This window comes from Clostridium sp. HCS.1 (assembly GCF_047900555.1).
In the GTDB taxonomy this organism is placed as follows: domain Bacteria; phylum Bacillota; class Clostridia; order Clostridiales; family Clostridiaceae; genus Clostridium.
In genome coordinates, this window is the sequence record NZ_CP170704.1 from 1,295,074 (window position 1) to 1,320,141 (window position 25,068).

Here is a 25,068-nt window from a genome sequence, read left to right on the forward strand (position 1 = left end):
TGATAATTACCATAGTTATAATTATGAAAACAAGGTAATAAGAATTATTTTTATTTAAATAACAAATAATAAGAAAAAAGAATAAGGAGATTTTTATGGAAAGTAATACTAAAGAAAAGAATAAAGATTATTTTAATTTAATAAAACAGATATTTAAATGGATTGTATTAAGTATTATTATGGGAATTCCTATTGGAATTATAGTAGGTTTATTTAATAAGACTTTAACAGCTGCAAATACCTTTAGAAGAGAGCATACGTACACTATATATTTATTACCTATTGCAGGATTAATAATTAGCTTTATGTATTTAAGAACTAAAAGAAATGCTTATTCAGGAGAAAACTTACTTAAGTCAGAAGTTCAATCAGCAGCTAAAGACATCCCTTTTTATATGACCTTTGTAGTTTTTATAGGTTCCTTGCTTACAACTTTTTGTGGTGGCTCTGCAGGAAAAGAAGGATCAGCAGTTGCAATGGGTGGAACTTTAGGAGATTTTATAGCAAGGAAGTTTAAGCTATCTGATGATGAGCAAAGAACTTTAGTAATATGTGGAGTAGGAAGTGCCTTTGGAGTAATATATGATGTTCCCTTTGCAGGGGCTATCTTAGGAATGGAGCTAGTTTTAAAAGGAAGATTTCATTATCAAGCACTAATTCCAGCTTTTTTAACAACTGTAGTATCTAATGAAATAGCTCTTTGGATTGGTAGTAAGGCTGTTGAATATACTAGCTTAGTTTTAGATGATTTAAGTTTTATAGTAATTATGAAATTAGTTTTATTAGGAATTATATTTGGAGTTGGTGGATTTATATTTAATTTAGTTTTAGATAATAGTAGTAAGGCTTATGATAGATTTACTAAAAATCCATATATTAAGGCAATTCTAGGAGGGGTTATTACAATAATATTATTTTGGATAGCTGGAGATAATTACAATGGTTTAGGTCAAAGTTTTATAAATGATTCCTTTAAAAATCATGTTAGCATAATGGATTATATATGGAAGGTTATTTTTACTGCTGTTGCCATAGGTTCAGTTTTTCAAGGTGGTAGGGGAAACCCAACATTTTTTGCAGGGGCAACCTTAGGAAGTTTTGTTTCTAAATATATTAATTTGCCACTTACTTCTGTTACTGCATTAGGTATGATAGGAGTATTTTGTAGTGCAACTTCTCTTCCTATAACATCTATAGCTATGGCTTTAGAGTATTTTGGTGGTGAAGAAATGCTAGCAATAATTATAGTTATGACAATAAGTTATATAATATCAGGCTTTTATGACATTTTAGTAAAAAGAAAGCTTCCAAAGGAAAAAGGGAAAATATTTGAAGGGGTTGTTCATAAAAATAAGCCAGATGCATAAGAAAAATTAATAATTAACATAAGAAAAAAGAACCTAAGGAGGAAAATACTTTGCTTAAAGGAAATAAAAAATACTTTATATTTGTTTTAGTAGCTGTAATTACACTAATAGCTTCATTAACTTCAAATATAAATAAGAAGGATATAGAGGTAATGGGTGAAGGAAAAAATATTAATAATACTATTATTCCTAAGCCATTATCTTATAAAGAAAATCAAGGCAAATTTATAATTAATAAAGATACTAATATTTTTGTAGAGGGAAAAAATGAAGAAGAAACAACAGAAATAACTAAGATAGCAGAATATTTAAGAGAAAAATTAAAGCCCGCCACAGGATATAATTTTAATATAAATAAGAATGGAAATAACAAAGAAAATTATATTTACTTAACAACTTTAAAGGGTGAAGGTACATTAGGAGATGAGGGATACAATATTACTACTACTTCTAATGGAGTTAAGATAACAGCTAATAAGCCTGAAGGGCTATTTAGAGGTATTCAAACCTTAAGACAAATGTTACCTCCAGAAATAGATTCAAATAAATTAGTAAGTAATACTGAATGGAGTATTAAAAATTCGGTAATTTATGATAAACCAGAGTATAGCTATAGAGGATTGATGATAGATGTAGCAAGACACTTTTTTACTGAAGAAGAAATAAAAAAACAAATAGATATTGCAGCTGAATATAAAATAAATAGACTTCATTTACATTTAACTGATGATCAGGGATGGCGTATAGAAATAAAGAAATACCCTGATTTAACCCTTATAGGTGGGAGTACAGAAGTAGGTGGAGGACCTGGAGGCTATTATACTCAAGAGCAATTTAAAAGTATAGTTAGGTATGCAGCTGATAGATATATGGAAATTATACCAGAGGTGGATATGCCAGGACATACTAATGCTGCTTTAGCTTCTTATGGTTTTTTAAACCCAGATGGTAAAAGAAAACCTTTATATACTGGCATTGATGTTGGATTTAGTACCTTAATGACAGATAGTGAAAAGACCTATGAGTTTATAGATGATGTAGTTAAAGAAATATCAGCAATTTCACCTTCTAAATATTTTCACATGGGTGGAGATGAAGCTGAAAGTACCAAAAAAGAAGACTATGATTATTTTGTAGGGAGAGTTTCTAAGATAGTTGAGAAATATGGAAAAACTCCAATAGGATGGGATCCAATAGATACAGCTCCAGAAATAAATTCTAGTGTTATTCTTCAAAATTGGAAGGATTCAAATGAAGCTGCTAGGAAAAAGGAGATGAAGATGATAATCTCAATTGCAAGTAAAGCCTATTTAGATATGAAATATAATAAAGATACACCTTATGGCTTAGATTGGGCTGGATATATTCCAATAAAAACTGCCTATGAGTGGGATCCAACAGAATTTGCACCTAAAAATTTGATTTTAGGAATTGAAGCACCTTTATGGACTGAAACAATAAGCAACCTAGAAGAAATGGAGTATATGATATACCCAAGATTATTAGGTTATGCTGAAATTGGGTGGACTCCTAAAAATCTTAGAAACTTTGAAGAGTATAAAATTAGGTTAGAAAGTCAAGGAAAAAGGCTTACAGAGGAAAATGTAAACTATTATAGAGATAATAGCATATGGAAATAGGTGATTATGAAAGCATCTATTTTTTCTAGATAAATGTGCATACTATATTTGAATAAATAAGAAAGGAGATACTGTATGGAAAGAGTACATTATAAAATTAATGATATAGCAAATGAAAATATGAAAACTCAAGTTAAAAACTCTTTAGAAAAGCTAGAGGGAGTTGATAAAGTTTGTGTAGATGTTGCAAGAGGCACAGTAGAAGTAATTTATAATGAGCCAGCAACAGAGGTTTCAATTAAATCTTGTTTAGAAAATTCAGGGCATAAAATAGAATAAATAATAAAATAGCCTATGTTTAAAAATATAGGCTATTTTTGTGCAAAATAATTGAAAAATTATGAAAAAAGTTATATTGTTAGAATATACATAATAATTTGATAATATAGATATAAACTGAAAGGAGAAAACTGATGACGATTTCTTTTTTTGAATTTTTGGGGCAACTAGTGGATAACCTACCATTACTAATTACTGTTATCTTAACCCTAGGAGTAATTTTAGTAAATGGATGGACAGATGCTCCTAATGCAATTGCTACATGTGTTTCAACTAGAGCAATAGGACCTCGTGCAGCTATTTTTATGGCTACAATATTTAATTTTTTGGGCGTTTTTTTTATGACAATGATAAATGCCAATGTAGCACAAACAATATACAACATGGTGGATTTTGGTGGTGACCCACACTATTCATTAATAGCACTATGTGCAGCTTTGTTTGCAATAGTTGTATGGGCAACAGCAGCATGGTATTTCGGAATACCCACAAGTGAAAGTCATGCTTTAATTGCTGGAATTTCAGGAGCAGCAATTGCTTTACAAAAAGGTATGAGTGGTATTAATGGCAGTGAATGGATTAAAGTTATATATGGTCTTATATTATCTACATTTTTAGGCTTTGGCATGGGATGGATAACTGTAAAGATTATTGGATTAATTTTTAAAGGCGTTGATCGTAGAAAAACAAGTGGATTCTTTAAATATTCTCAAATTGGTGGTGGAGCAGCTATGGCATTTATGCATGGAGCCCAAGATGGCCAAAAATTTATGGGAGTATTTATGCTTGGAATATTCTTGGCTAATGGAAAAGCTGATGTTCAAAACTTTGTTATTCCAGTATGGCTTATGATACTTTGTTCCTTAGTTATGGCATTAGGAACATCTATAGGTGGATATAAAATAATAAAAGCTGTTGGGATGGATATGGTTAAACTTGAGCAATATCAAGGATTTTCAGCAGACTTAGCAGGGGCTGGATGTCTTTTAATATCTTCAATGACAGGAATTCCTGTTAGTACAACACACACAAAAACTACTGCTATAATGGGAGTAGGAGCTGCTAAAAGGCTTAGCTCAGTTAATTGGGGTGTAGTTAAGGAAATGGTTTGGACATGGATTTTAACCTTCCCAGGCTGTGGGCTAATAGGATTTTTAATGGCGGAATTATTTATTTGGATATTTTAAAATAAAACTATAGAGGAGTAATATATAATGTTAGGTAAGAAAGAAAATAATTATTTTGATATGTTAGTTGAATTAGTAGATTATTCATATGATGCTGCTAATTTACTTCAAAAAACACTATTGAATTTTAATGAAGATAAAATTGAAGATAAAATACAAGAAATGCATGAGATAGAGCATACTGCTGATGTAAAGAAGCATGATATGATGAATAAATTAGCTAAAGAATTTATAACACCAATTGAAAGAGGAGATATTATTGATATAGCTAACTATATCGATAATGTTACAGATGATATAGAGGAAATTTTAACAAGAATATATATGTATAACATTACAGAAATAAAAAAGGAAGCTATAGATTTTTCAAGTATTATTATTAAAAATTGTGACGGACTTAAAAAGATAATGGCAGAATTCCATAATTATAAAAAGTCTACAGAAATCCAAAAATTAATTATAGGTATAAATGATTTAGAAGAAGAAGGAGATAGGCTATACTTTAGTACTTTAAGAAATTTATATACTACATCTAAGGATCCAATAGAACTTATGACTTGGACAGATACTTTAAAGTATTTTGAAAAAAGTTGTGATGCCTGTGAAAGTGTTGCAAACTTAGTTGAAAGTGTAATAATGGAGAATTCATAACAAAATAAGGATGCTGAGTTTCAGCATCCTTATTTTGTTAGAATATTTAGGATATTAATGAAATTGAATTTATATATTGAATTTGATTTTTAATAACTATATAATATACACAAATTTGAAATTAATATAAATCCGTATTAAATTAATCGGTTCACATAAAATATGTTCTTTGTTAACTGATTTATAAATGTCTTAAGGAGTGTTAGTAATGAATAAGGAAGAAGTTAAAAGCTGCATAAAAGGAAAATTAATTGCAGTAATTAGGGGAAGTGATTTGGTAGAAGCCAAATTAATATGTAAAACTATAGTTGAATCAGGGATAAAAACTTTAGAAATTACATTTTCTTTACCAAGTGCTGAAAAATTAATAAAAGAGTTAAAAGCAGAACTACCAGATGCTTTAATAGGAGCTGGAACTGTACTAAATAAAGAACAAGCAGAATTAGCCATATCTAATGGGGCAGATTTTATAGTATCACCTTGCTTAGTAGAAGAAGTTGGTACATATTGCAAAGAAAAAGATATTTTTTGTTCTATGGGAGCTGCAACTCCAACAGAAGTATATAACTCTTATTTAGCAGGAAGTGATGTAGTTAAGCTTTTCCCAGGAGATTGCATTCCAATGAATATGATTAAAGGAATAAAGGCTCCAATGCCTTTTATTGAAATGATGCCAACAGGGGGAGTTGATGATAAAAATATTAAGGAGTGGTTTGCAAATGGTGCATTTTCTGTAGGTTTTGGTGGATATTTAACAAAAGGGATTAATTCTTCAAATTTAGATATATTAAGAGAACGTTGTAAAATATTAATAAATGCAATTAATTAAGGAGGGCTTTATTTTGAGCAAGGTTATATTATTAGGGGAGCCAATGGTTTTGTTTACAGCTGAAGAAAAGGGCCCTTTAGAAGAAGTAGAATTATATAGAAGATCATTAGCAGGAGCAGAAGTTAATGTATGTACAGGCCTTACAAGATTAGGACATAAAGTAGAATATATAACTAAATTGGGCGAAGATCCCTTAGGAAAGTATGTAAAGAACTTTTTAGATAAAGAAGGAATAGGAACAAAATTTATAACCTTTGACCCTATCTACAAAACTGGAATTATGCTTAAGAGCAATGTTTCTTCTGGAGATCCTGTTACTGCTTACTATAGAAAGGGGTCAGCTTTTTCTTATATGACAGCAGAAGATATAGATAAAATAGATTTTGATGGAGTTGAATTGGTTCATGTTACTGGAATTCCACCAGCATTATCATTAGGGTGTAGAGAAGCAACATATAGATTAATAGAAAAAGCAAAAGAAAAAGGTGCATATATCACTTTTGATCCTAACTTAAGACCAGCTTTATGGGAAAGTGAAGAAGTGATGATTAAAGTAATTAATAATTTAGCTAGTAAGTGTGATTTAATATTACCTGGAATATCAGAAGGATTAACTTTAACAGGAAGCAGTGATCCAGATAAAATAGCAGATTTCTATCAAAATTTAGGCGTGAATGATATTATAATAAAAGAAGGTAGCAAAGGTGCCTATGTTAGAGCTGGTTCCAAGACTTATAGAAAGAAAGGCTTTAAAGTGGAAAATGTAGTAGATACTGTAGGAGCAGGAGATGGCTTTGCTGTAGGGATTATAAGCGGAATACTAGAAGGGTTAGAACTTGAAGAATCAGTAGTTAGAGCTAATGCAATTGGGGCAATTCAAGTAACCTTTGTAAGTGATAATGAAGGATTACCTACAAGAGAGGAATTAGATAAGTTCATAAAGGAGGAATAAATTATGAAAATAGAAATTTGGTCAGATATATTTTGTCCATTTTGTTATATTGGAAAGCGTAGATTTGAAAATGCTTTAAATAAATTTGAAAATAAAAAAGAAGTAGAAGTATTATTCAAGAGTTTTGAGTTAAATCCTAATGCAGAAAAAGTAAACAATAATAATATTCATGAAGCCATTGCAGAAAAGTATGGTATTACATTAGAGGAAGCAAAAGCTAATAATGATAATATAGTAAATCAAGCTAAAACTTTAGGTCTAGATTATAACTTTGATGATTTAGTACTTACTAATTCTTTTGATGCACATCGTTTGATCCACTTTGCAAAAAATTTTGGAAAGAACAATGAAATGACAGAAGCTTTATTTAAAGCTTATTTTACAGACTCTAAGAATATAAGTGATTTTAATGTTTTAGGAGATATTGCAAAGAGTATTGGCCTTGATAAAGATGAGGCAATTAAGGTATTAAATAGTGATATGTATAAGAAAGAAGTCAGAGAAGATGAAGCTTTGGCTAGAAGTTATTCTATTACTTCTGTACCTACATTTATTATTAATGATAAATTTATTATTAGTGGTGCACAATCAGAAGATGTATTTTTAATGGCTTTAAATAGAAGTTATTCAGGAAAAGTATAATATTACTATGAAATATCAGATAAAAATAGATGTAATTATGTATAAAAATGTTTATAAAAATAAATGTTTTTTGTATAAAATTGTTGACAATGTTTACATTGTATATTAAAATGATAACATATTAATGAGGATCCATTTTGGATTGTTACTGGAAAGCAGGCAAAACCTAAATTGATACCAAATTAGTTTTAGTGGGTGTACTATAACTATTTGATATTAGTTTGGGTTTTTTTGTATAATACTGCTTGCAGAATATATTTTATATTTCTAATAGAAAATTATATAGAAGGAGTTAGAGATATGCTTATTAATAAAGTGTTAAATAACAATGTCATTACAATTATTAATGAAAATGATGAAGAAGCAGTAGTTATGGGGAGAGGGATAGCCTTTCAAAAGAAAAAAGGTGATGAGGTTGATAAGGATAAGATAGATAAAATATTTGTTTTAAAGAATAAGAGTATAAATGAAAAGTTAATTGCATTAGTTAAAGATATTCCTGTAGAAAATTTAGAAATTGCTGAGGAAGTAATTAACTATGCAGAAGAAAAGTTAGGTACTAAATTAAATGAAAATATTTATTTAACACTTACTGATCATATAAGCTTTTCTATAAATAGGTATGAGAATAATTTAGAAATGAAGAATGTTATGCTTTGGGATATAAAAAGATTACATAAAACAGAATTTTCAATAGGACTTAAAGCATTAGAAATAATTAAAAGTAGACTTAAAATAGAGCTTCCAGAAGATGAAGCAGCATCAATAGCAATGCATATTTTAAATGGTGAATTAAGCCAAGATATGCCACAGATAGTTGATATAATAAACTTAATAAATGAAGTTCTTAAAATTGTAAAGTATCATTTCAATATAGATTTTGATGAAGAATCAATAAATTATTATAGATTTGTTACTCATTTAAAATTCTTTGCTCAAAGATTAGTAAATGGTAAGTATTATGAAGATAATGACAATGAACTTTTTGAAATGATTAAAATAAAATATCCAAAATCTTATGAATGTACTAAAAAAATTGATGGATTTATACAAAAGAAGTTTAATAATGAATTAACAAAAGAAGAAAAACTATATCTTATAGTACATACAGCAAGAGTTGTAAAGGAAAATTATTAGAATTATATTTAACTTTATAAGGATTGTAACTGATTCGATCAGGCAAAACCTAAGTTAACAAAATTTAACCACAATAAGTGTGCTGGCGCACAATGTAAAATGAAAAATGAAGAATGTAAAATAAAGGAATAAACTCCTTCAGAGTTTATAGGAAATATATATTTTTAGTAATTTGGAACAAATTACTTCAATAATTCTACATTCTACATTTTTAACTATGGGCTATGCATAGCCCATACAGTGGTTATCTACAAGTTAATTTAGGTTTTTTATTATATACTGATAAATAATCAATTATTGGAGGGGATAGCAGGTAATTAATTTTATAACAAGAAGTTTCATAGGATTGTAACTGATTCGATCAGGCAAAACCTTAATTCTTCAAAACTTAAATAATTTAAATTTTGAAAGTGAGGAATTAAGCTATGAATTATGAAAATTTAGCTAAATCAATTTTAGAAAAAATAGGCGGAAAAGAAAATGTATCAAATTTAACACATTGTGCAACAAGATTAAGATTTAATCTAAAAGACAAAGCAAAGGCAAAGACATCAGAAATTAAAAATATTAATGGTGTTATGGGAGTTGTTGATAAAGGCGGTCAATATCAAGTAATAATAGGAAATGATGTAAATCATGTATATAAGGAAATAGCAAAAATAGCTAACTTAGATACGATAAAGTCTAATGCTTCAGAAGAGGTTGACGATCGTAAAATATTTGCAAAAGTAATAGACACAGTAACTGGTATATTTACACCTATATTACCTGCTATTACAGCAGCTGGTATGATGAAAGCAGTTCTATCATTATTAACTGCATTTAAATTAGTAACTACAGATTCACAAAGTTATCAAATTGTAAACTTTATGGCAGATGCTGCTTTCTACTTCTTACCAATACTTCTTGCAAATTCAGCTGCTAAGAAATTTAAGTGCAATCAATACTTAGCAATGATGCTTGGTGGAATTTTATTACATCCAACTTTTGTTACAATGGTAAATACAGCTAAAGAAGCTGGAACATCTATATCAGTATTTGGATTACCTATTTCATTAGCTTCATATAGCTCTAGTGTATTACCTATAATACTTGGAGTTTGGTTTATGTCCTATGTTGAACCAATAGCAGATAAAGTATCACCAAAGGCAATTAAATTCTTTACTAAACCATTAATTACAGCAGTTATTACAGGAATAGCTTTATTAGTAGTAATTGGACCTTTAGGATATATAGTAAGCGATAAAGTAGGCTTAGCTATTAAAACTGTAGAAACTTATGCAAGTTGGTTAGTTCCAACACTATTAGGTGGATTAACACCTTTACTAGTAATGACAGGTACTCACTATGGACTTGTTCCAATAGGTATAAATAACCGTATGACAATGGGATATGACACTATTATTTACCCAGGAATGTTAGCATCTAATGTATCTCAAGGTGGAGCTGCTTTAGCAGTAGCATTAAAAACTAAGGATTCAGAAATAAAGCAATTAGCATCTTCAGCAGGTATAACTGCAGTTTGTGGTATTACAGAGCCAGCTTTATATGGTGTAAACTTAAGATTTAAAACTCCATTATATTCATCTATGATAGGTGGAGCAGTTGGTGGATTATTCTTAGGATTATTCCGTGTTTGTAACTACTCAGGAGGTTCACCAGGATTTTTAACTTTACCAAGTTATATTGGTGGAGATTCAATGATGAATTTTGTATATGCTTGTATTGGTGCAGTTATTAGTGTTGCTGTTTCATTTGTTGCTTGTTTAGCTTTATATAAAGATAAAGAAGAAGTTGCAGTTAAGGAAGAAGAAAATGTACAAAGATCTTTAGGAAATGAAATTATTATAGCAAGTCCTATGAAGGGCGAAATTATGCCTTTAAATGAAGTGAATGATGAAACTTTTGCATCAGAAATGATGGGAAAAGGTGTAGCTATTAAGCCATTAGATGGTAAAGTTGTATCACCAATAAATGGAATAGTTCAAACTATATTTAAAACAAAACATGCTATAGGATTAAAATCTGAAGATGGAACAGAAATTCTTATTCATATTGGAATGGATACAGTTCAATTAGAAGGTAAACACTTTAAAGCTTATGTTAAAGATGGTGATAAAGTAAAGGTTGGAGATACCTTAATAGAATTTGATACAGAAGCTATAAAAAAAGAAGGTTATGAATTAACAACACCTGTTATAGTAACAAACACAAATGATTATTTAGAAGTATTATCTAGAGGAGCAAAGAAAGTTAATACTGGGGATGCTATTATAAGCATTATATAAAAATTAATAGAGCTGTCGCACAATGTAAAATAAATAATTCTACATTTTTAATTTAGGAGCTGTTGCGACAGCCCCATAATTTACAATGAAATTATAAATTTTACTAAAGAACCTGAAAATATGGAGGTAAAAAATGATTAAAGATTTTAATAAGTTTCCAGAAAATTTCTTGTGGGGCGGTGCTTTAGCTGCCAACCAATGTGAAGGTGGTTATAAGGAAGGTGGAAGAGGTCTAACAACAGTAGATCTTTGCCCAGCAGGAGAAAATAGACGTAAAGTTATGGAAGGAAAGATAGATGTTTTAAGACCTTTAGAAAATGAGTATTATCCTTCTCATGAAGCTATAGACTTTTACCATAGATATAAAGAAGATATAGCATTATTTGCTGAAATGGGATTTAAATGTCTAAGAATATCTATAGCTTGGTCAAGAATCTTTCCAAATGGAGATGAAAAAACTCCAAATGAAGAAGGCTTAAATTTTTATGATTCAATGTTTGATGAAATGCTAAAGTATGGAATAGAACCAGTAGTTACTATTTGTCATTTTGATACTCCTATAGGTATTATTGAAAAATATGGTGGATGGAAAAATAGAAAGTTTATAGATTTTTATTTAAATTATTGTGAAGCAATATTTAATAGGTATAAGGATAAGGTTAAATATTGGATGACTTTCAATGAAATCAATATGATACTACACCTTCCATTTATGGGAGCAGGAGTAAGATTTGAAGAAGGAGATAATGAGCTTCAAGTAAAATATCAATCTGCTCATCATGAACTTATAGCTAGTGCTTTAGCAACCAAAATGGCACATGAAATAATTCCAGGTTCAATGGTAGGTTGTATGCTTGCTGCTGGAGAATTTTATCCATACTCATGTAATCCAGAAGATGTGTTATTAGCAAAACAAAAGGACAGAGAAAACTTATTCTTTATTGATGTACAATCAAGAGGTGAGTATCCTGGATATGCTAAAAGATTTTTAAGAGAAAATGGAATAACAATAGAATTTGGGGGAAATGATGAAGAGATACTAAGAAATAATACAGTAGACTTCATTGGATTTAGTTATTATTCAAGTAGATGTGCTAGTTCAGATCCAGAGGTATTAAAGGGACAAACTGCGGGAAATGTATTTAAAACTGTTAGAAATCCAAATTTAAAAATTTCAGAATGGGGATGGCAAATAGATCCATTAGGACTTAGAATAACTTGCAATTCATTATATGATAGATACCAAAAGCCATTATTTATTGTTGAAAATGGATTAGGTGCCGTTGATAAAGTTGAAGAAGATGGTTCTATAAATGATGATTATAGAATTGAATATCTAAGTGAACATATTAAAGCAATGAAAGAAGTTATTAAAGATGGTGTTGATTTAATCGGATATACTCCATGGGGATGTATAGATATAGTGTCAGCTTCAACTGGAGAAATGAAAAAACGTTATGGCTTTATATATGTTGACAAAGATAACGAAGGCAATGGAACTTTAAAAAGAAGTAAGAAAAAGAGTTTTTATTGGTACAAAAAAGTTATATCTAGCAATGGAGAAGAGCTATAAGTGGCAAGAAAAAGTAATTATGTATATTTAGAAAAGAGTTTAAACTGATGTTTAGGCTCTTTTTGTTTATTAAATATAATAAGTAGTAAAAATAGGTATGTAAAGGTTTAGTTTGCAAATTGCGACATTATTGTTGCAATTAGTTGTTATTTATTCATTATAAGAAAAGTGCTAAAGTATAATCATAAGAAAAGTACTTTTTTAGTTTAAGGAGGGTATAAAAATGTTAAATCTTAATTCTAGACAAAAAGATTTAATAAAGATGATAATAAACGAAGTTGATTATAAAACTATGAAATATTACGCATCATCTATAAAAGTATCACCTCGAACAATATATACTGACATAGAAATAATAAATGACAATTTAAAAGATTTCAAAGTAACAATAGAAAAGAAACCTAGAGTAGGTATAAAACTTACTGGCGATACTGAAAATATAATAAAAGTAATTAAAATCTTAAATAATAAAATTAACATTGAAAATGTATATAGTTCTGAAGAAAGACAACTTGATATTTTAAAAATGTTGTTAGTTAATGAAGAAACAATTTCATATCAAAAGCTTTCTGAATACTTCTGGGTTAGCAAAACATCAATATCTAAGGATATGGAAGCTATAGAATCTTTTTTAAATAACAAAACTGTATTAATAAAATCAGATAAAAAGGGAACAAGAATAATAGGTAGCGAAGAGCAGATACAATATACATTAAAGTTATATACAGAAGATTTGCTTAGCAAAAAAAGTATTGAAAATGAAAAAGATTTTTTAAAGCATGGGCCTAAAATATTAAAGCCAATATATCCTGAGGAATTAGTAGATATCATATTTGAGGAAGTAGCAAATTTTGAAAAAACATTAAATATTTCATTAACATATTATTATTTAAAATCTTTAACAATAACTTTAATAATCTTTGTATTTAGATTAAGTAAAAATCATCATATTAAATTTAAGAAGAATTTTATATTTGAAGAAATAAAATCTTTAGAAACATACTTCATAGCTAAGAGTACATTGGAGAGCATATCAACTAAATTTAAAATTAGTATTAATAATGAAGATGTTGATTATTTAAATAAACAATTAATAGCACATTGCATAAGTCCTAAGATTAGTAATGAAAAACAAACTAAGAAGTATGAAAATGTAGTAAAAGAAGCTATATCAGAAATGAGCCAGATAATGAATGTTAATCTAAAAGGTGATAAAAAACTTTATGAAGGGCTTTTATTTCATATAGTACCAATGGTTTATAGACTTCATATTGGGATAATGATTGAGAACCCATTACTAAGGGAAATAAAGGAACAGTATTCAGTAACTTTTAATGCAACATGGTATGTTATGTCTAAAATATCTGAGAAACTCGATATTGTATTAAATGAAGACGAAGTAGCATTTATTATGGTTCATTTTCAAGCTGCTATAGATAGGAATGCTCAAGTTAAGAAAATACTAATTGTTTGTCCAACTGGTATTGGATCATCGGAGTTAATTGCAAATAAAATAAAAAGATTTTTACCATCTAAAGATATTATAGAAGTGGTTCCTATAAGAAAAATTTATGAGAATAGAATTGATAATGTTGATTTGATTATTTCTTCTGTTCAATTAGATATAGAGGACAAGCCTGTTATTTATGTATCACCTTTAGTATCTAATGAAGATTTAAAAAACATATCTCAAATTTATACAGATATATTTATAGATACTAAGAAATCTAAGTTTTCTTATATGGAGAAAAAGAAGAAATATAAATATATAAATAATTTGATGGATGAAAGTTTAATTTTTACAAATTGTAAATTTGATAAAAAGGAAGATTGCTTATCATATATGATAGATGCTGTTATAAAAAAAGATTTAGTATATAGTGGATTTAAAGAATCCATAATGGAAAGAGAAAAACTTGGATCAACTTCTTTAGATTCAGCAGTGGCTATACCTCATGCTTTACCTTCAACTGTGAAGCATAGCGTAATTGGAATTATGACTTTAGATAAGAATATAAAGTGGAGTGGAAAAGCTATAAATACTATTATTTTAATTTGTATTTCAGAGAAAGACATAAAAAATGTAAAAAATATATTATCTGAAGTATATGACATTGTAGAATCAAAGGAAAGAGTGAAAGAAATATTCTTAGGTAAGAATAAGAAAGAAATATTTGATGAGTTAGGGGGTGTCTAAGGTTGATAAATAAAGAATTAATTGTTTTAGATTCAGAATTAAAGACTAGAGATGAAATTATAGAAGTATTAGCTAAAAAAGCTTTAAAGGCAGGATATATCTCTAATCTAAATGAGTATATAGATGCAGTAAAAAAGAGAGAAAGTGAATTCTCCACAGCTGTAGGATACGGAGTGAGCATTCCCCATGGAAAATCATCAGCCGTAAATAGAGCATTTATAGGTTTTTTTAGATGTAAAGAAGAAATAGAATGGGAGAAAGATCAGAAGGAAAAAGTTAGATTAGTATTTTTATTAGGAGTTCCAGAAAGTAAAAAAGACACTTTGCATTTAAAAATTTTAGCGCAAATAAGTAGAAAGTTAATGGATGAAGAATTTAGAGAAGAATTGATATGTAATGATAAAGAAAAAATATATGAAATGCTAAATGAAATAGCAAAAAATATTTTATTAGAGAAATAGGAGGAAATAAAAATGAAAGTAGTAGGAGTAACTGCATGTCCAACAGGAGTAGCACACACATATATGGCACAAGAGGCTTTAGAAAGAGAATGTAGAAGAAGAGGGTATGATGTAAAAATAGAAACTCAAGGAAGTATCGGAATTGAGAATGAATTAAGTCAAGAGGAAGTAGACGAAGCAGATATAGTTATTATGGCTGTTGCAGTAATGGTAGAAGGGGAAGAACGTTTCGAGGACAAGCTAATTTTGAACATTGATGTAAACGATGCAATATCAAAAACATCTGAGGTTATAGACAAAGCAGAAAAATTAGTTGAATAGGGGAGGAAAAATTATATGGATAAGGGGAAAAAGATATTTAAGGAAATACAAAAAGCTCTTTTAAGTGGTGTTTCTTTCATGATGCCAGCAGTTGTAGCAGGAGGATTAATGCTAGCTATTTCTCTTGCAACAGGAGAAAAAGCTGAAGGTGGAATTACTATAACTAATCAATTTATGTCTAATATTAATGTATTAGGTAAAGCAGCTTTTGCAATGATGATTCCTATATTATCAGGATATATAGCATATTCAATTGCAGGAAAGCCAGGATTAGCCCCAGGTATGATTCTAGGATATTTAGCTAATAATCCAATAGGGGAAAGTGGAGCAAAATCAGGTTTTTTAGGAGCTATGGTCCTTGGAATAGTAGCTGGATATTTAGTTAAATGGATTAAGAGTTTTAAGGTTCCAAAAACAATTAAAACTATAATGCCTATCTTAATTATTCCAACTATTGCAGTATTTGTAATTGGAGTTGTTTATATATACTTAATTGCTGAACCATTAGCAGCATTAATGAATAATTTAACAGTTTTCTTAGGAAATATGAATGGAACTAATAAAGTTCTTCTAGCTATTTGTATTGGATGTATGAATGCATTTGATATGGGAGGACCAGTAACCAAAGCAGTATCAATGTTTACATTGGCATTAATGAATGAAGGTGTTTATGAACCAAATGGTATGTTCCGTATAACTGTTGCAATTCCACCAATAGGAATATTCTTAGCAACAAGAATATTTAAGAATAAATTTACTCAAGGAGATAGAGATGCAGGATTAGCTGCTGGAATTATGGGATGTATAGGTATTACTGAAGGTGCAATACCATTTGCAGTAGGTGATTTTAAGAGGGTAATTCCATCAACTATGACTGGAGCATCAGTTGGTGCAATTATAGGAGCAATTGGAGGCGTAAAATGTTACGTTCCACATGGTGGATTTATAGTTTTACCAGTTGTTGAACAAAAATTATGGTTTATAGCTGCAATAATAATAGGCTCAATAGTTACTGCTATAATGTTAGGTTTATTAAAGCCAAATATAGAGACAGCCGAAAATAATAAAATTGATAAAAAATCTAAAAAGGTTGTAGAAGGTGTTTAAATGAAAAAAGATGTAATTAAATTTATTGAAGAGAATAAGATAATAGCTATATGTAGAGGAATTTATGGAGAAAAACTAGTAAAATTAGTTGAATCATTATATGAGGGCGGCGTTAAGTTAGTTGAAGTTACATTTGATCAAAATGATGTAGATTGTATAGAAAAGACAGCTGAAGCGATAAAAATATTAAGTTCTAAATTTGGGGAGAAAATCAAGGTTGGAGCTGGTACAGTAGTTAAACCCGCACAAGTTTTTGCAGCAAAGAGTGCAGGTGCTGAGTATATACTTTCTCCTAATGCTGATATTGAAATATTAAAAATAGCAAATGATTTGGATTTAGTTACTATTCCTGGAGCCATGACACCAAGTGAAATTTTAGAGGCGCATCATGCTGGGGCAGACTTTGTAAAATTATTTCCAGCAGGAACTTTAGGTTTAAATTATGCTAAAGATTTAATGGGACCAATAAATAATGTTAAATTTATAGCAACTGCTGGTGTTACACCAGATAATTTAGGGGAATTTTTAAAATTAGGTTTTGTAGGTGCTGGAATAAGTAATTATATTACAAATAAAAAAATGATAGAAGCTGGAGAATTTGAAGTATTAACTAATCATGCTAAAGAATTAGTAGAAATAGCTAGCAAAAATTAGTTCAGATATTAATGCAGAAGAGAGGGGTTGAAATGAAAAATCTTTTAGTAGCACAATCTGGTGGACCTACAGCAGCAATTAATTCAACTTTAGTAGGTGTATTAACTTATGCATTAACGAAGAAAGATGTAATAGATAAAGTATATGGAGCTATAAATGGAATTGAAGGTGTGTTAAAAGAAAAATTAATAGATTTGACAGAAAAAATTAAGGATACTAAAGATATGGAGATTCTTAGTAATACACCATCTTCTGCACTAGGTTCATGTAGATATAAAATTAATGATAGTAATAGTGAAGTGATAAATAGCATTATTAATATTTTTAGAAAATATAATATAGGATATTTTGTTTATATTGGTGGAAATGATTCTATGGACACAGTTAATAAAATATCTGAGTATTGTAAGAATAATTTTATAGAAGATATTAAAATAGTGGGAGCACCAAAGACTATAGATAATGATTTGTTAGGAATAGATCATTGTCCTGGATTTGGTTCAGCAGCGAAATATATAGCCACTACTTTTGCAGAATTAGAATGTGATACAAGAGTTTATGATAAAGATTCAGTAACTATTGTAGAGGTAATGGGAAGAAATGTAGGTTGGCTTACAGCTTCATCTGTATTAAGCAGGCAAATTAATGGTGGAGGTCCAAGTCTTATATACTTATGTGAAAGAGAATTTGAGCCAGAAAAGTTTATACAAGATATAAGAGAAAAACTTAAGGAAAAGTCAAATGTTTTAGTTGCTGTAAGTGAAGGATTGAAATACAAAAATGGTAATTATGTATCTGAAGAAGTTCAAAGTAATATAATAGATTCCTTTGGACATAAATATATTGCAGGTGTAGGAAGAATATTAGAAGAATTGGTTAGAAAAGAAATAGGGTGCAAGGTAAGAGCTATTGAATTAAATTTAATGCAGAGATGTAGTGGTCATATTCTAAGTAAAACTGATATAGATGAATCTAAGTTACTTGGAATGAAGGCTTGTCAATGTGCCATGGATGGATATACAGGAGTAATGGTTAGTTTAATTCGAAAAGGAAATAATCCATATAAAATAGAATTAACATCAGTTCCTATTAATAAAATAGCCAATAAAGAAAAGAAAGTACCATTAGATTGGATAAATGAAAAAGGTAATTACGTTGAGGATAAAATGATTGAGTATTTATTACCTCTTATACAAGGAGAGGTAATAATAGAATATGTTAATGGAATTCCAAAACATATAGCATTATATTAAAGATTATAATATTTAATGTAGTAATTAAAATTAATATTATTATAAAAAGTTTTATAGGTTTAATCTATAAAACTTTTTGTTTTTATCAATAAAAAAGAAAAAAAGAGTAATGCTACAAATTAAATAGAAAAATAAAGAATTTAGAATATATTTTAATTAAATGACTATAAATAATAATGATAATCATTTTCAATTAAATATAAATTATGATACTATTTAAACATAATTTAATTTAAAAGAGGAGGAAAGCAATGGCTAGAAAAAGAAGTCCAAGATTTAAGGAATGCAGAAGGCTTGGATTAAATGTCTCAGGACACCCTAAAGCTATGGACAGAGCTACAAGGGGAACAAGTAGAGCAGATAAAAAATTATCTGAATATGGAATAAGACTTTTAGAAAAACAAAGATTAAGAGCTTATTATGGAGTTCTAGAAAAACAATTTAGAAAATATGTTGAAGATGCTTTTAAAGTTAAAGAAGGAACAACAGGTGAAGCATTATTAATTAGATTAGAATCAAGATTAGATAATCTAGTTTATAGAATGGGTTTTGCAAACTCAATAAGAGCAGCAAGACAAATGGTTAACCATGGTCATATTTTAGTAAATGGAAAGAAAATAGATATTCCATCTTATAAAGTAGAACCAGGTTCAGAAATTTCTTTGAAAGAATCATCTAGAAAATCAGTGAATTATACTGAAAATATAAGTAACCACACAAATGTTTTACCATATATTCAGTCTAATTTAGATGAATATAAGGCTATATATTTAAGATATCCATTAAGAGAAGAACTACCTATACAAATAAATGAAAATCTAATAGTGGAATTCTATTCAAGATAGCTTTTTCTAGTATAAATCTTATATCTTCTTTAAATTAAAGTATATTTTGCCAATACTATGTAGTGCAGTATGTAGTAAACCCGTTTAATTACAAAAAGGATGATTCTAAAATAGAATCATCCTTTTAAATTTATATAAATAATTTAACTAAAATATTGACTACTTACTACAGCTAATAAAGTTTCTGGATCATTTGATACAGTTACATCCTCTGGAATATCAATATCCTTAATAAAAATCTTATCATCTAGTTGTAAATCAGAAGCATCTAATTCAATAAATTCTGGGATTTTTTCTACATTACCTTGTAAATCTATATACAAAGCATGTGTTTCTAAAGTAAGACGTTTTCCTTCTAAAATATCTTGTCCGATAAATTTGATAGGAATCCTCATTTTAATTATTTCATTAGGTTTAACATATTGAAAATCTACATGAAGAACCTCATTTTTTTCATTTTTTTGTACTTCTTTAACAACACAATTTATTTTTTTATTTTCAAGTGAAATCTCTATTATAGAACCACTATTATTTAGTTTAAACATTCTTGTAAGTTCTGCATCAGAGATTTTTATTGGAATATTTTTATTAAGAAATTCACCATAAATAATACCAGGTATTTCACCAGCTTTTCTTAATCTATTTTTGTTTTCTTTTACATTTCTATCATATACCTTAAAGGTTAAGTCTGACATTTTAATATACCTCCTTAAATAACTTTATTATTAATGATTAAGCTCTATAAAGTTAAGATAAGTGTGATAATAAAGTCTATAGAGCTTAATTTAAAAGCCCCACATATGCATCACCTTCCTTTATATTAATGTATTGTATTATATTAATATATTGTATATTAAATACACTTAAAAAGCAAATCGTGGAAATTACAATACATTAAATTAGATTAAATAAGTAAATATGGATTATTCTTTAGAAATTTTCATTACTTAAGCATAATATAAATTTGTAATTGATTATATTGAGGTGACAAGATGAAAATTGTTAATAAGTTTATTTCATTATTTAGAGGCGAAGGAGGAGATATTGAAAATTCAACAAAGTTTGTAAATACAAGTGGATTTTCAAGTAATACTAAGTATTTTATTTGGATTGATTTAAAAAATTTTAAGGTTAATATTTTTACAGGTTCAAAAAATAATTGGAGACTTCTCCATAGTTATTTGTGTACTATAGGTAAGAAATCAACTCCAACTCCAAAAGGAACTTATACAGTAGGTATAAAAGGATTATACTTTGGAGTAGAAAAGGGATATAAATGCTGGTATTATACACAATTTAAAGGAAATTATTTATTTCACTCCATATTATATAACTTAGATGGAAGTGTAAGAGATGGAAGACTAGGAATGGCTTTATCAGATGGATGTGTAAGATTAGAAAAAGTTAATGCAAAGTGGATTTACGACAATATACCAGAAGGAACAAAGGTTTATATTAGTTAAATAGACTTAATAATACAATTTAAATTAAATGTTTACAAAATATTATTGACACTAATATTTTCACATGATAATCTGAAAATGTAAAAAGTATATTTTTTATAGATTAATATGAAATTGGAGACAAAAGATGATTAGAATTTTATCAGACTCTTCCACACTTTATTCAATTAGTGAAGGACAAGCAAATAATGTAGATATTGCACCTTTAGTTGTTACTATTAATGATAGAACTTATATGGAGTATGAAGAGATTAATTCAAAAGAATTTGTAAAATTAATTAAAGAGGGACATATTCCTAAATCTTCACAACCTCCTATAGGATATGTTGTAGACTTATATAATAAGTATCCAGAGGATGAGATAATTAATATTTCTATGGCTGATGGATTATCTGGAACATATAATTCAGCATGTATGGCTAAGGAAATGGCAATTAATCCAGATAGAATAGAAGTAATTAATTCTAAAACTTTATGTGGACCTGAAAGATATCTAGTAGATGTAGCTGCGAAACTCGTAGATAAAGGATATAATAAAGAAAGCATAATTAACGAGATTAACAAATTAATTGAAACATCAAAATCATTTTTAATACCTCGTGATTTTGATTTCTTAGTAAGAGGTGGAAGAATATCTTCAATAGTAGGAAAGATAGGAAGTATGATAAGCCTAGTTCCTATTATGACTCTTGCTGAAGATTCAAAGTCTCTTGTTAAATTTTCGGCTACACGTTCCTTTAAAAAAGCAGTAAAAAAAATAGTGGGAAATTTAATTGAAAATAATGTGGATTCTAATTATAAAATTTATATATCACATGCAGAAGACTTAGAGTTAGCAATAGAAGGTAAAGAAATAATTTCTAATGCTATAAAAGATGCTGACATAGAAATAAAAGAACTAGGACCTGTTTTTATTACTCAAGGTGGGCCAAGCTGTATATCAATACAAGTAATAAAAAAGCATGAAGAATTAAAATAAATATTAGTAAGCCTAAGCACAGTATTTAATTATAATACTGTGCTTTTTTATAAAAAATAAGTATTATATATGTAAGATTAACTAAATAAATCAGAAATTAATGAAAACCTTTAAGGTTTATTTTTTATAATTGTATAATTAAAAGGTAATTTACAGTTGGAGGTATAGAAATGGGAATTAAATATATTGAGAAAAATAGAAGCTTTAAATTAGATTCTAAAAATACATCATATGTTATTTCAATAGTAGATGATGAGAATTTCTTAGGACACGTATATTTTGGAAAAAAATTATTAGATGAAGATTTAAATTATTTAATGAGGACAGAAGAATCACCTTTTGTTCCATCTAAAAATAATAGGGATAGAGTAGTGTTTTATGATAGTTTCCCCTTTGAATATCCAAGCCATGGAATAGGGGATTTTAGAGAATCTGCAATAAAGGTTTTAGATAGAGATGGACATTCATACATTAAGCTTGAATATCAGTCCTATAACATTTATAAGGGGAAAAAAGAACTATATAGCCTTCCTAGTACTTTTGGAAAGGATAATGAATGTACTAGCCTTGAAGTTACTTGTATAGATAAACTTCTAAATATAGAGGTTAAGTTAATCTATTGTGTTTTTGAAGAATTAGATGTAATTACTAGAGCTGTAAAAGTTAAAAATTTAAGTGAAGAGAGAATTATTTTAGACAAAGTGTTATCTACTTCTGTTACTCTTGAGGGAGTAGATTATGATATGATAACTTTAAATGGGGCATGGGCTAGAGAAAGACATATAGAAAGAAAAGCAATAGGTTATGGAAAACAAGGAATAGGTAGCATAAGAGGAGAATCAAGCCATCAACATAATCCCTTTATAGCAATATTAGATAAAAAGTCTACAGATGATTATGGGAATGTATATGGATTTAACTTTGTATATTCAGGAAACTTCATAGCTGAAGCAGAAGTAAATCAATATAATACTACTAGAGTTGTAATGGGAATAAATCCAGAGGATTTCAGGTGGGTTCTTGATAAAAATGATGAGTTTATAGCCCCTGAGGTAGTTATGGTATATTCTGATGAAGGAATAGGTAAGATGTCAAGAACTTATCATGATTTTTATAGAAATCATTTGATAAGAGGTAAATATAAAGATAAAAAGAGACCTATTTTAATTAATAATTGGGAAGCAACTTATTTTGATTTTAATACTGAAAAGTTACTTGATATAGCAAAAGAAGCATCCTCTCTAGGAATTGAAATGTTAGTTATGGATGATGGATGGTTTGGAAAGCGTAATGCTGATAATTCATCCCTAGGAGATTGGTTTGTAAATGAAGATAAAATAAATGGTGGACTCAAATATTTAGTAGATGAAGTTAATAAACTTGGAATGGAATTTGGAATATGGATTGAACCAGAGATGATATCTGAGAATTCAAATTTATTTAGAGAACATCCAGATTGGTATATTCAGATTCCAGGAAGAAAGGCAGCACTTTGTAGAGAGCAATATGTATTAGATTTTTCTAGAAAAGAAATAGTTGATTATATATATAATACGATAAAGAAAGTTATATCTGGTGCTAATATAAGATATGTTAAATGGGATATGAATAGACAATTATCCGATTTAGGAAGTTATGCATTAGATAAAGAACATCAAGGGGAATTACTCCACAGATATGTTTTAGGTGTATATGATATGATGGATAGATTCACGAAGGATTTTCCAAATATATTGCTTGAAAATTGTTCTGGCGGTGGTGCACGATTTGATCCAGGAATGTTATATTATAGTCCTCAAATTTGGTGTTCAGATGATACTGATGCAATTGAAAGATTAAAAATACAAGAAGGAACATCAATGGTATATCCACTTTCTGCTATAGGAGCTCATGTTAGTGATTGTCCAAATCATACAGTGGGAAGAACTACACCTTTTGAAACTAGAGGTTATGTGGCGTTAGCTGGTACATTTGGTTATGAGCTTGATGTAACTAAAATACCTGAAGAAGATAGAAAAATGATTCCTACACAAGTAGAATTATATCATAAATATAATGATTTGATTAGAAGAGGGGATTATTATAGATTAAATAATTACTCTGAAAATCATGAGTTTGATGCATGGCAAGTAGTATCTAAGGAGAAGGATGAGGTTTTAGTAACTTGTATTCAAGTTTTAGGCAGACCTAACTATCATAGCAGAAGAATAAAATTAAAAGGATTAGATAATGAAAAATTATACGAAAATAAAGAAACCGGGGACGTGTTGTCAGGAGCTGCTTTAATGAATGCAGGTATAAACTTAATAGGTCTTTATGGAGATTTCAAAGGAAAGTTAATATATTATAAAGCAATATAAAAAAGATAGTCTAACATTATTTATTATAGTGTTAGACTATTCAAAATTATCTTCTCTATTTACTTCACGGTTTAGTAGAATTTCATAAAAAGCTTCTAGTCTTAGTAAGTTTGCAAATACACTTAGAATATAACCAGTTTCAAGTTTTTTAAATGAGGGAATAAAGTTATTTTCATCTAAATATTCATTTCTTAGTATTCTAGAATATATTCTTCGTCTAGAAACAACCCACAGGATAGAGTATCCTATTACTACCACAAGTTGTCCAAATAAAGTAACTTCAGCAGAAGTTATATCTATCTCATTATTGGTAATTATGTCATAAATATCAATTTTAGCACCGTAGCAAATTATTAAGTATCCAAGTGCATTTAAAGAGGCACCTAAAATTTCTAATCTTTCTGTCTCTAAATCTAGCTCTCTTATATATTCTTCCATATACTCTTTGAATTCTTCATTGTCCAAGATACCATATAACTCCTTCCAATGTTTCTAAATATTATATGAAAAAATTTGTAGTATTGTTAAATTTAACATTTGAATATATTTTATATTAAATTTCAATATAGATACTTCATACTAATATATTAAGTCAATATTTACAAAGGGAGAGATTTTTATGAAGAAACCAATAGTAGCAGTCACTGCATTATTTGATGATAAAAAAGATAGTATTTGGATGCTACTAGTATATTTAGAAGTGGGGGCTATAACTGATGATGGACTTATAGAAAGTATTTATTTAAAAAATAAAAAATTTGTATTAGGAGTTCAGTGGCATCCAGAACTATTATATAAGGATTTTAAAATTCAATTCTCTATATTTAAAGCTTTTATAGATAGCTGCATATAAATTTACAGAAAAATACTTTCGTTGAATGCA

Annotated in this window: 24 protein-coding genes; 22 read left to right on the forward strand and 2 right to left on the reverse strand. The window is 28.6% G+C overall.

Annotated features, from left to right (window positions below):
• Positions 1 to 95: 95 nt before the first annotated feature.
• The 18 genes from ACFYH6_RS06105 to rpsD all read left to right on the forward strand — a co-directional run bounded on the left by ACFYH6_RS06105 (position 96) and on the right by rpsD (position 19,383).
• Positions 96 to 1,367, forward strand: a complete 1,272-nt coding sequence (locus ACFYH6_RS06105; protein ID WP_416178852.1) for a chloride channel protein — start codon at positions 96 to 98, stop codon at positions 1,365 to 1,367.
• A 50-nt stretch (positions 1,368 to 1,417) separates the two neighbouring features.
• Entirely contained in the window at positions 1,418 to 3,007 is a 1,590-nt protein-coding gene (locus ACFYH6_RS06110) for a beta-N-acetylhexosaminidase (RefSeq protein ID WP_416178851.1), read from the forward strand.
• Between the two features lie 75 nt (positions 3,008 to 3,082).
• A complete protein-coding gene (locus ACFYH6_RS06115; RefSeq protein ID WP_416178850.1) occupies positions 3,083 to 3,286 on the forward strand; it encodes a heavy-metal-associated domain-containing protein in 204 nt (67 codons plus the stop codon).
• Positions 3,287 to 3,420: 134 nt separating this feature from the next.
• A complete protein-coding gene (locus ACFYH6_RS06120) occupies positions 3,421 to 4,473 on the forward strand; it encodes an inorganic phosphate transporter (RefSeq protein ID WP_416178849.1) in 1,053 nt (350 codons plus the stop codon).
• A gap of 27 nt (positions 4,474 to 4,500) precedes the next feature.
• Entirely contained in the window at positions 4,501 to 5,124 is a 624-nt protein-coding gene (locus ACFYH6_RS06125; RefSeq protein WP_416178848.1) for a DUF47 domain-containing protein, read from the forward strand.
• A gap of 208 nt (positions 5,125 to 5,332) precedes the next feature.
• The gene (locus tag ACFYH6_RS06130; protein WP_416178847.1) at positions 5,333 to 5,953 is read left to right on the forward strand and encodes a bifunctional 4-hydroxy-2-oxoglutarate aldolase/2-dehydro-3-deoxy-phosphogluconate aldolase; all 621 of its coding nucleotides are present in this window, start codon (positions 5,333 to 5,335) and stop codon (positions 5,951 to 5,953) included.
• A 13-nt stretch (positions 5,954 to 5,966) separates the two neighbouring features.
• On the forward strand, positions 5,967 to 6,905 hold the full coding sequence (locus tag ACFYH6_RS06135; RefSeq protein ID WP_416178846.1) for a sugar kinase: 939 nt from the start codon (positions 5,967 to 5,969) through the stop codon (positions 6,903 to 6,905).
• Between the two features lie 3 nt (positions 6,906 to 6,908).
• A complete protein-coding gene (locus tag ACFYH6_RS06140; RefSeq protein ID WP_416178845.1) occupies positions 6,909 to 7,547 on the forward strand; it encodes a DsbA family oxidoreductase in 639 nt (212 codons plus the stop codon).
• A gap of 300 nt (positions 7,548 to 7,847) precedes the next feature.
• Positions 7,848 to 8,684, forward strand: coding sequence for a BglG family transcription antiterminator LicT (gene licT / locus ACFYH6_RS06145; RefSeq protein ID WP_416178844.1), 837 nt, complete (start codon positions 7,848 to 7,850; stop codon positions 8,682 to 8,684).
• A gap of 425 nt (positions 8,685 to 9,109) precedes the next feature.
• The gene (locus tag ACFYH6_RS06150; RefSeq protein WP_316342876.1) at positions 9,110 to 10,972 is read left to right on the forward strand and encodes a beta-glucoside-specific PTS transporter subunit IIABC; all 1,863 of its coding nucleotides are present in this window, start codon (positions 9,110 to 9,112) and stop codon (positions 10,970 to 10,972) included.
• Positions 10,973 to 11,105: 133 nt separating this feature from the next.
• Entirely contained in the window at positions 11,106 to 12,545 is a 1,440-nt protein-coding gene (locus ACFYH6_RS06155; RefSeq protein WP_316342875.1) for a 6-phospho-beta-glucosidase, read from the forward strand.
• A 223-nt stretch (positions 12,546 to 12,768) separates the two neighbouring features.
• Positions 12,769 to 14,742 (forward strand): BglG family transcription antiterminator, encoded by a 1,974-nt coding sequence (locus tag ACFYH6_RS06160; RefSeq protein ID WP_316342874.1) that lies wholly within the window; start codon positions 12,769 to 12,771, stop codon positions 14,740 to 14,742.
• Positions 14,743 to 14,744: 2 nt separating this feature from the next.
• On the forward strand, positions 14,745 to 15,203 hold the full coding sequence (locus ACFYH6_RS06165; RefSeq protein WP_316342873.1) for a PTS sugar transporter subunit IIA: 459 nt from the start codon (positions 14,745 to 14,747) through the stop codon (positions 15,201 to 15,203).
• 12 nt (positions 15,204 to 15,215) lie between these two features.
• Entirely contained in the window at positions 15,216 to 15,524 is a 309-nt protein-coding gene (locus ACFYH6_RS06170) for a PTS fructose transporter subunit IIB (RefSeq protein ID WP_316342872.1), read from the forward strand.
• 15 nt (positions 15,525 to 15,539) lie between these two features.
• The gene (locus tag ACFYH6_RS06175; protein ID WP_316342871.1) at positions 15,540 to 16,631 is read left to right on the forward strand and encodes a PTS fructose transporter subunit IIC; all 1,092 of its coding nucleotides are present in this window, start codon (positions 15,540 to 15,542) and stop codon (positions 16,629 to 16,631) included.
• A complete protein-coding gene (locus ACFYH6_RS06180; RefSeq protein ID WP_316342870.1) occupies positions 16,632 to 17,285 on the forward strand; it encodes a bifunctional 4-hydroxy-2-oxoglutarate aldolase/2-dehydro-3-deoxy-phosphogluconate aldolase in 654 nt (217 codons plus the stop codon).
• Positions 17,286 to 17,317: 32 nt separating this feature from the next.
• Positions 17,318 to 18,538, forward strand: coding sequence for a 6-phosphofructokinase (locus ACFYH6_RS06185; RefSeq protein ID WP_316342869.1), 1,221 nt, complete (start codon positions 17,318 to 17,320; stop codon positions 18,536 to 18,538).
• Between the two features lie 251 nt (positions 18,539 to 18,789).
• Positions 18,790 to 19,383, forward strand: a complete 594-nt coding sequence (gene rpsD, locus ACFYH6_RS06190) for a 30S ribosomal protein S4 (RefSeq protein WP_316342868.1) — start codon at positions 18,790 to 18,792, stop codon at positions 19,381 to 19,383.
• Between the two features lie 143 nt (positions 19,384 to 19,526).
• Here rpsD and ACFYH6_RS06195 read toward each other — a convergent pair whose 3' ends face one another.
• Complete coding sequence (locus ACFYH6_RS06195) at positions 19,527 to 20,078, reverse strand: 50S ribosomal protein L25 (protein ID WP_316342867.1); 552 nt, start codon at positions 20,076 to 20,078, stop codon at positions 19,527 to 19,529.
• 297 nt (positions 20,079 to 20,375) lie between these two features.
• On the opposite strand from ACFYH6_RS06195, the gene ACFYH6_RS06200 reads away from it, so the two are divergent.
• From ACFYH6_RS06200 to ACFYH6_RS06210, 3 genes are all read left to right on the forward strand, one after another.
• Complete coding sequence (locus ACFYH6_RS06200) at positions 20,376 to 20,846, forward strand: L,D-transpeptidase (RefSeq protein WP_316342866.1); 471 nt, start codon at positions 20,376 to 20,378, stop codon at positions 20,844 to 20,846.
• Between the two features lie 127 nt (positions 20,847 to 20,973).
• On the forward strand, positions 20,974 to 21,825 hold the full coding sequence (locus ACFYH6_RS06205) for a DegV family protein (RefSeq protein WP_416178843.1): 852 nt from the start codon (positions 20,974 to 20,976) through the stop codon (positions 21,823 to 21,825).
• 170 nt (positions 21,826 to 21,995) lie between these two features.
• Positions 21,996 to 24,185 carry an alpha-galactosidase gene (locus ACFYH6_RS06210; protein ID WP_416178842.1) on the forward strand — a complete coding sequence of 730 codons (2,190 nt, stop codon included), beginning with the start codon at positions 21,996 to 21,998 and terminating at the stop codon, positions 24,183 to 24,185.
• 36 nt (positions 24,186 to 24,221) lie between these two features.
• Here ACFYH6_RS06210 and ACFYH6_RS06215 read toward each other — a convergent pair whose 3' ends face one another.
• Positions 24,222 to 24,650, reverse strand: a complete 429-nt coding sequence (locus ACFYH6_RS06215; protein WP_416178841.1) for a hypothetical protein — start codon at positions 24,648 to 24,650, stop codon at positions 24,222 to 24,224.
• Positions 24,651 to 24,804: 154 nt separating this feature from the next.
• On the opposite strand from ACFYH6_RS06215, the gene ACFYH6_RS06220 reads away from it, so the two are divergent.
• On the forward strand, positions 24,805 to 25,038 hold the full coding sequence (locus tag ACFYH6_RS06220; protein WP_316342862.1) for a gamma-glutamyl-gamma-aminobutyrate hydrolase family protein: 234 nt from the start codon (positions 24,805 to 24,807) through the stop codon (positions 25,036 to 25,038).
• Positions 25,039 to 25,068: the final 30 nt, after the last annotated feature.

Coding starts and splice junctions, on each gene's coding strand:
- ACFYH6_RS06105 (WP_416178852.1), top strand. CDS start 96: ATGGAAAGTAATACTAAAGAAAAGAATAAAGATTATTTTAATTTAATA.
- ACFYH6_RS06125 (WP_416178848.1), top strand. CDS start 4,501: ATGTTAGGTAAGAAAGAAAATAATTATTTTGATATGTTAGTTGAATTA.
- ACFYH6_RS06170 (WP_316342872.1), top strand. CDS start 15,216: ATGAAAGTAGTAGGAGTAACTGCATGTCCAACAGGAGTAGCACACACA.
- ACFYH6_RS06160 (WP_316342874.1), top strand. CDS start 12,769: ATGTTAAATCTTAATTCTAGACAAAAAGATTTAATAAAGATGATAATA.
- ACFYH6_RS06115 (WP_416178850.1), top strand. CDS start 3,083: ATGGAAAGAGTACATTATAAAATTAATGATATAGCAAATGAAAATATG.
- licT (WP_416178844.1), top strand. CDS start 7,848: ATGCTTATTAATAAAGTGTTAAATAACAATGTCATTACAATTATTAAT.
- ACFYH6_RS06205 (WP_416178843.1), top strand. CDS start 20,974: ATGATTAGAATTTTATCAGACTCTTCCACACTTTATTCAATTAGTGAA.
- ACFYH6_RS06200 (WP_316342866.1), top strand. CDS start 20,376: ATGAAAATTGTTAATAAGTTTATTTCATTATTTAGAGGCGAAGGAGGA.
- ACFYH6_RS06120 (WP_416178849.1), top strand. CDS start 3,421: ATGACGATTTCTTTTTTTGAATTTTTGGGGCAACTAGTGGATAACCTA.
- ACFYH6_RS06150 (WP_316342876.1), top strand. CDS start 9,110: ATGAATTATGAAAATTTAGCTAAATCAATTTTAGAAAAAATAGGCGGA.
- ACFYH6_RS06140 (WP_416178845.1), top strand. CDS start 6,909: ATGAAAATAGAAATTTGGTCAGATATATTTTGTCCATTTTGTTATATT.
- ACFYH6_RS06155 (WP_316342875.1), top strand. CDS start 11,106: ATGATTAAAGATTTTAATAAGTTTCCAGAAAATTTCTTGTGGGGCGGT.
- ACFYH6_RS06175 (WP_316342871.1), top strand. CDS start 15,540: ATGGATAAGGGGAAAAAGATATTTAAGGAAATACAAAAAGCTCTTTTA.
- ACFYH6_RS06185 (WP_316342869.1), top strand. CDS start 17,318: ATGAAAAATCTTTTAGTAGCACAATCTGGTGGACCTACAGCAGCAATT.
- ACFYH6_RS06195 (WP_316342867.1), bottom strand. CDS start 20,078: ATGTCAGACTTAACCTTTAAGGTATATGATAGAAATGTAAAAGAAAAC.
- ACFYH6_RS06130 (WP_416178847.1), top strand. CDS start 5,333: ATGAATAAGGAAGAAGTTAAAAGCTGCATAAAAGGAAAATTAATTGCA.
- rpsD (WP_316342868.1), top strand. CDS start 18,790: ATGGCTAGAAAAAGAAGTCCAAGATTTAAGGAATGCAGAAGGCTTGGA.
- ACFYH6_RS06210 (WP_416178842.1), top strand. CDS start 21,996: ATGGGAATTAAATATATTGAGAAAAATAGAAGCTTTAAATTAGATTCT.
- ACFYH6_RS06220 (WP_316342862.1), top strand. CDS start 24,805: ATGAAGAAACCAATAGTAGCAGTCACTGCATTATTTGATGATAAAAAA.
- ACFYH6_RS06180 (WP_316342870.1), top strand. CDS start 16,632: ATGAAAAAAGATGTAATTAAATTTATTGAAGAGAATAAGATAATAGCT.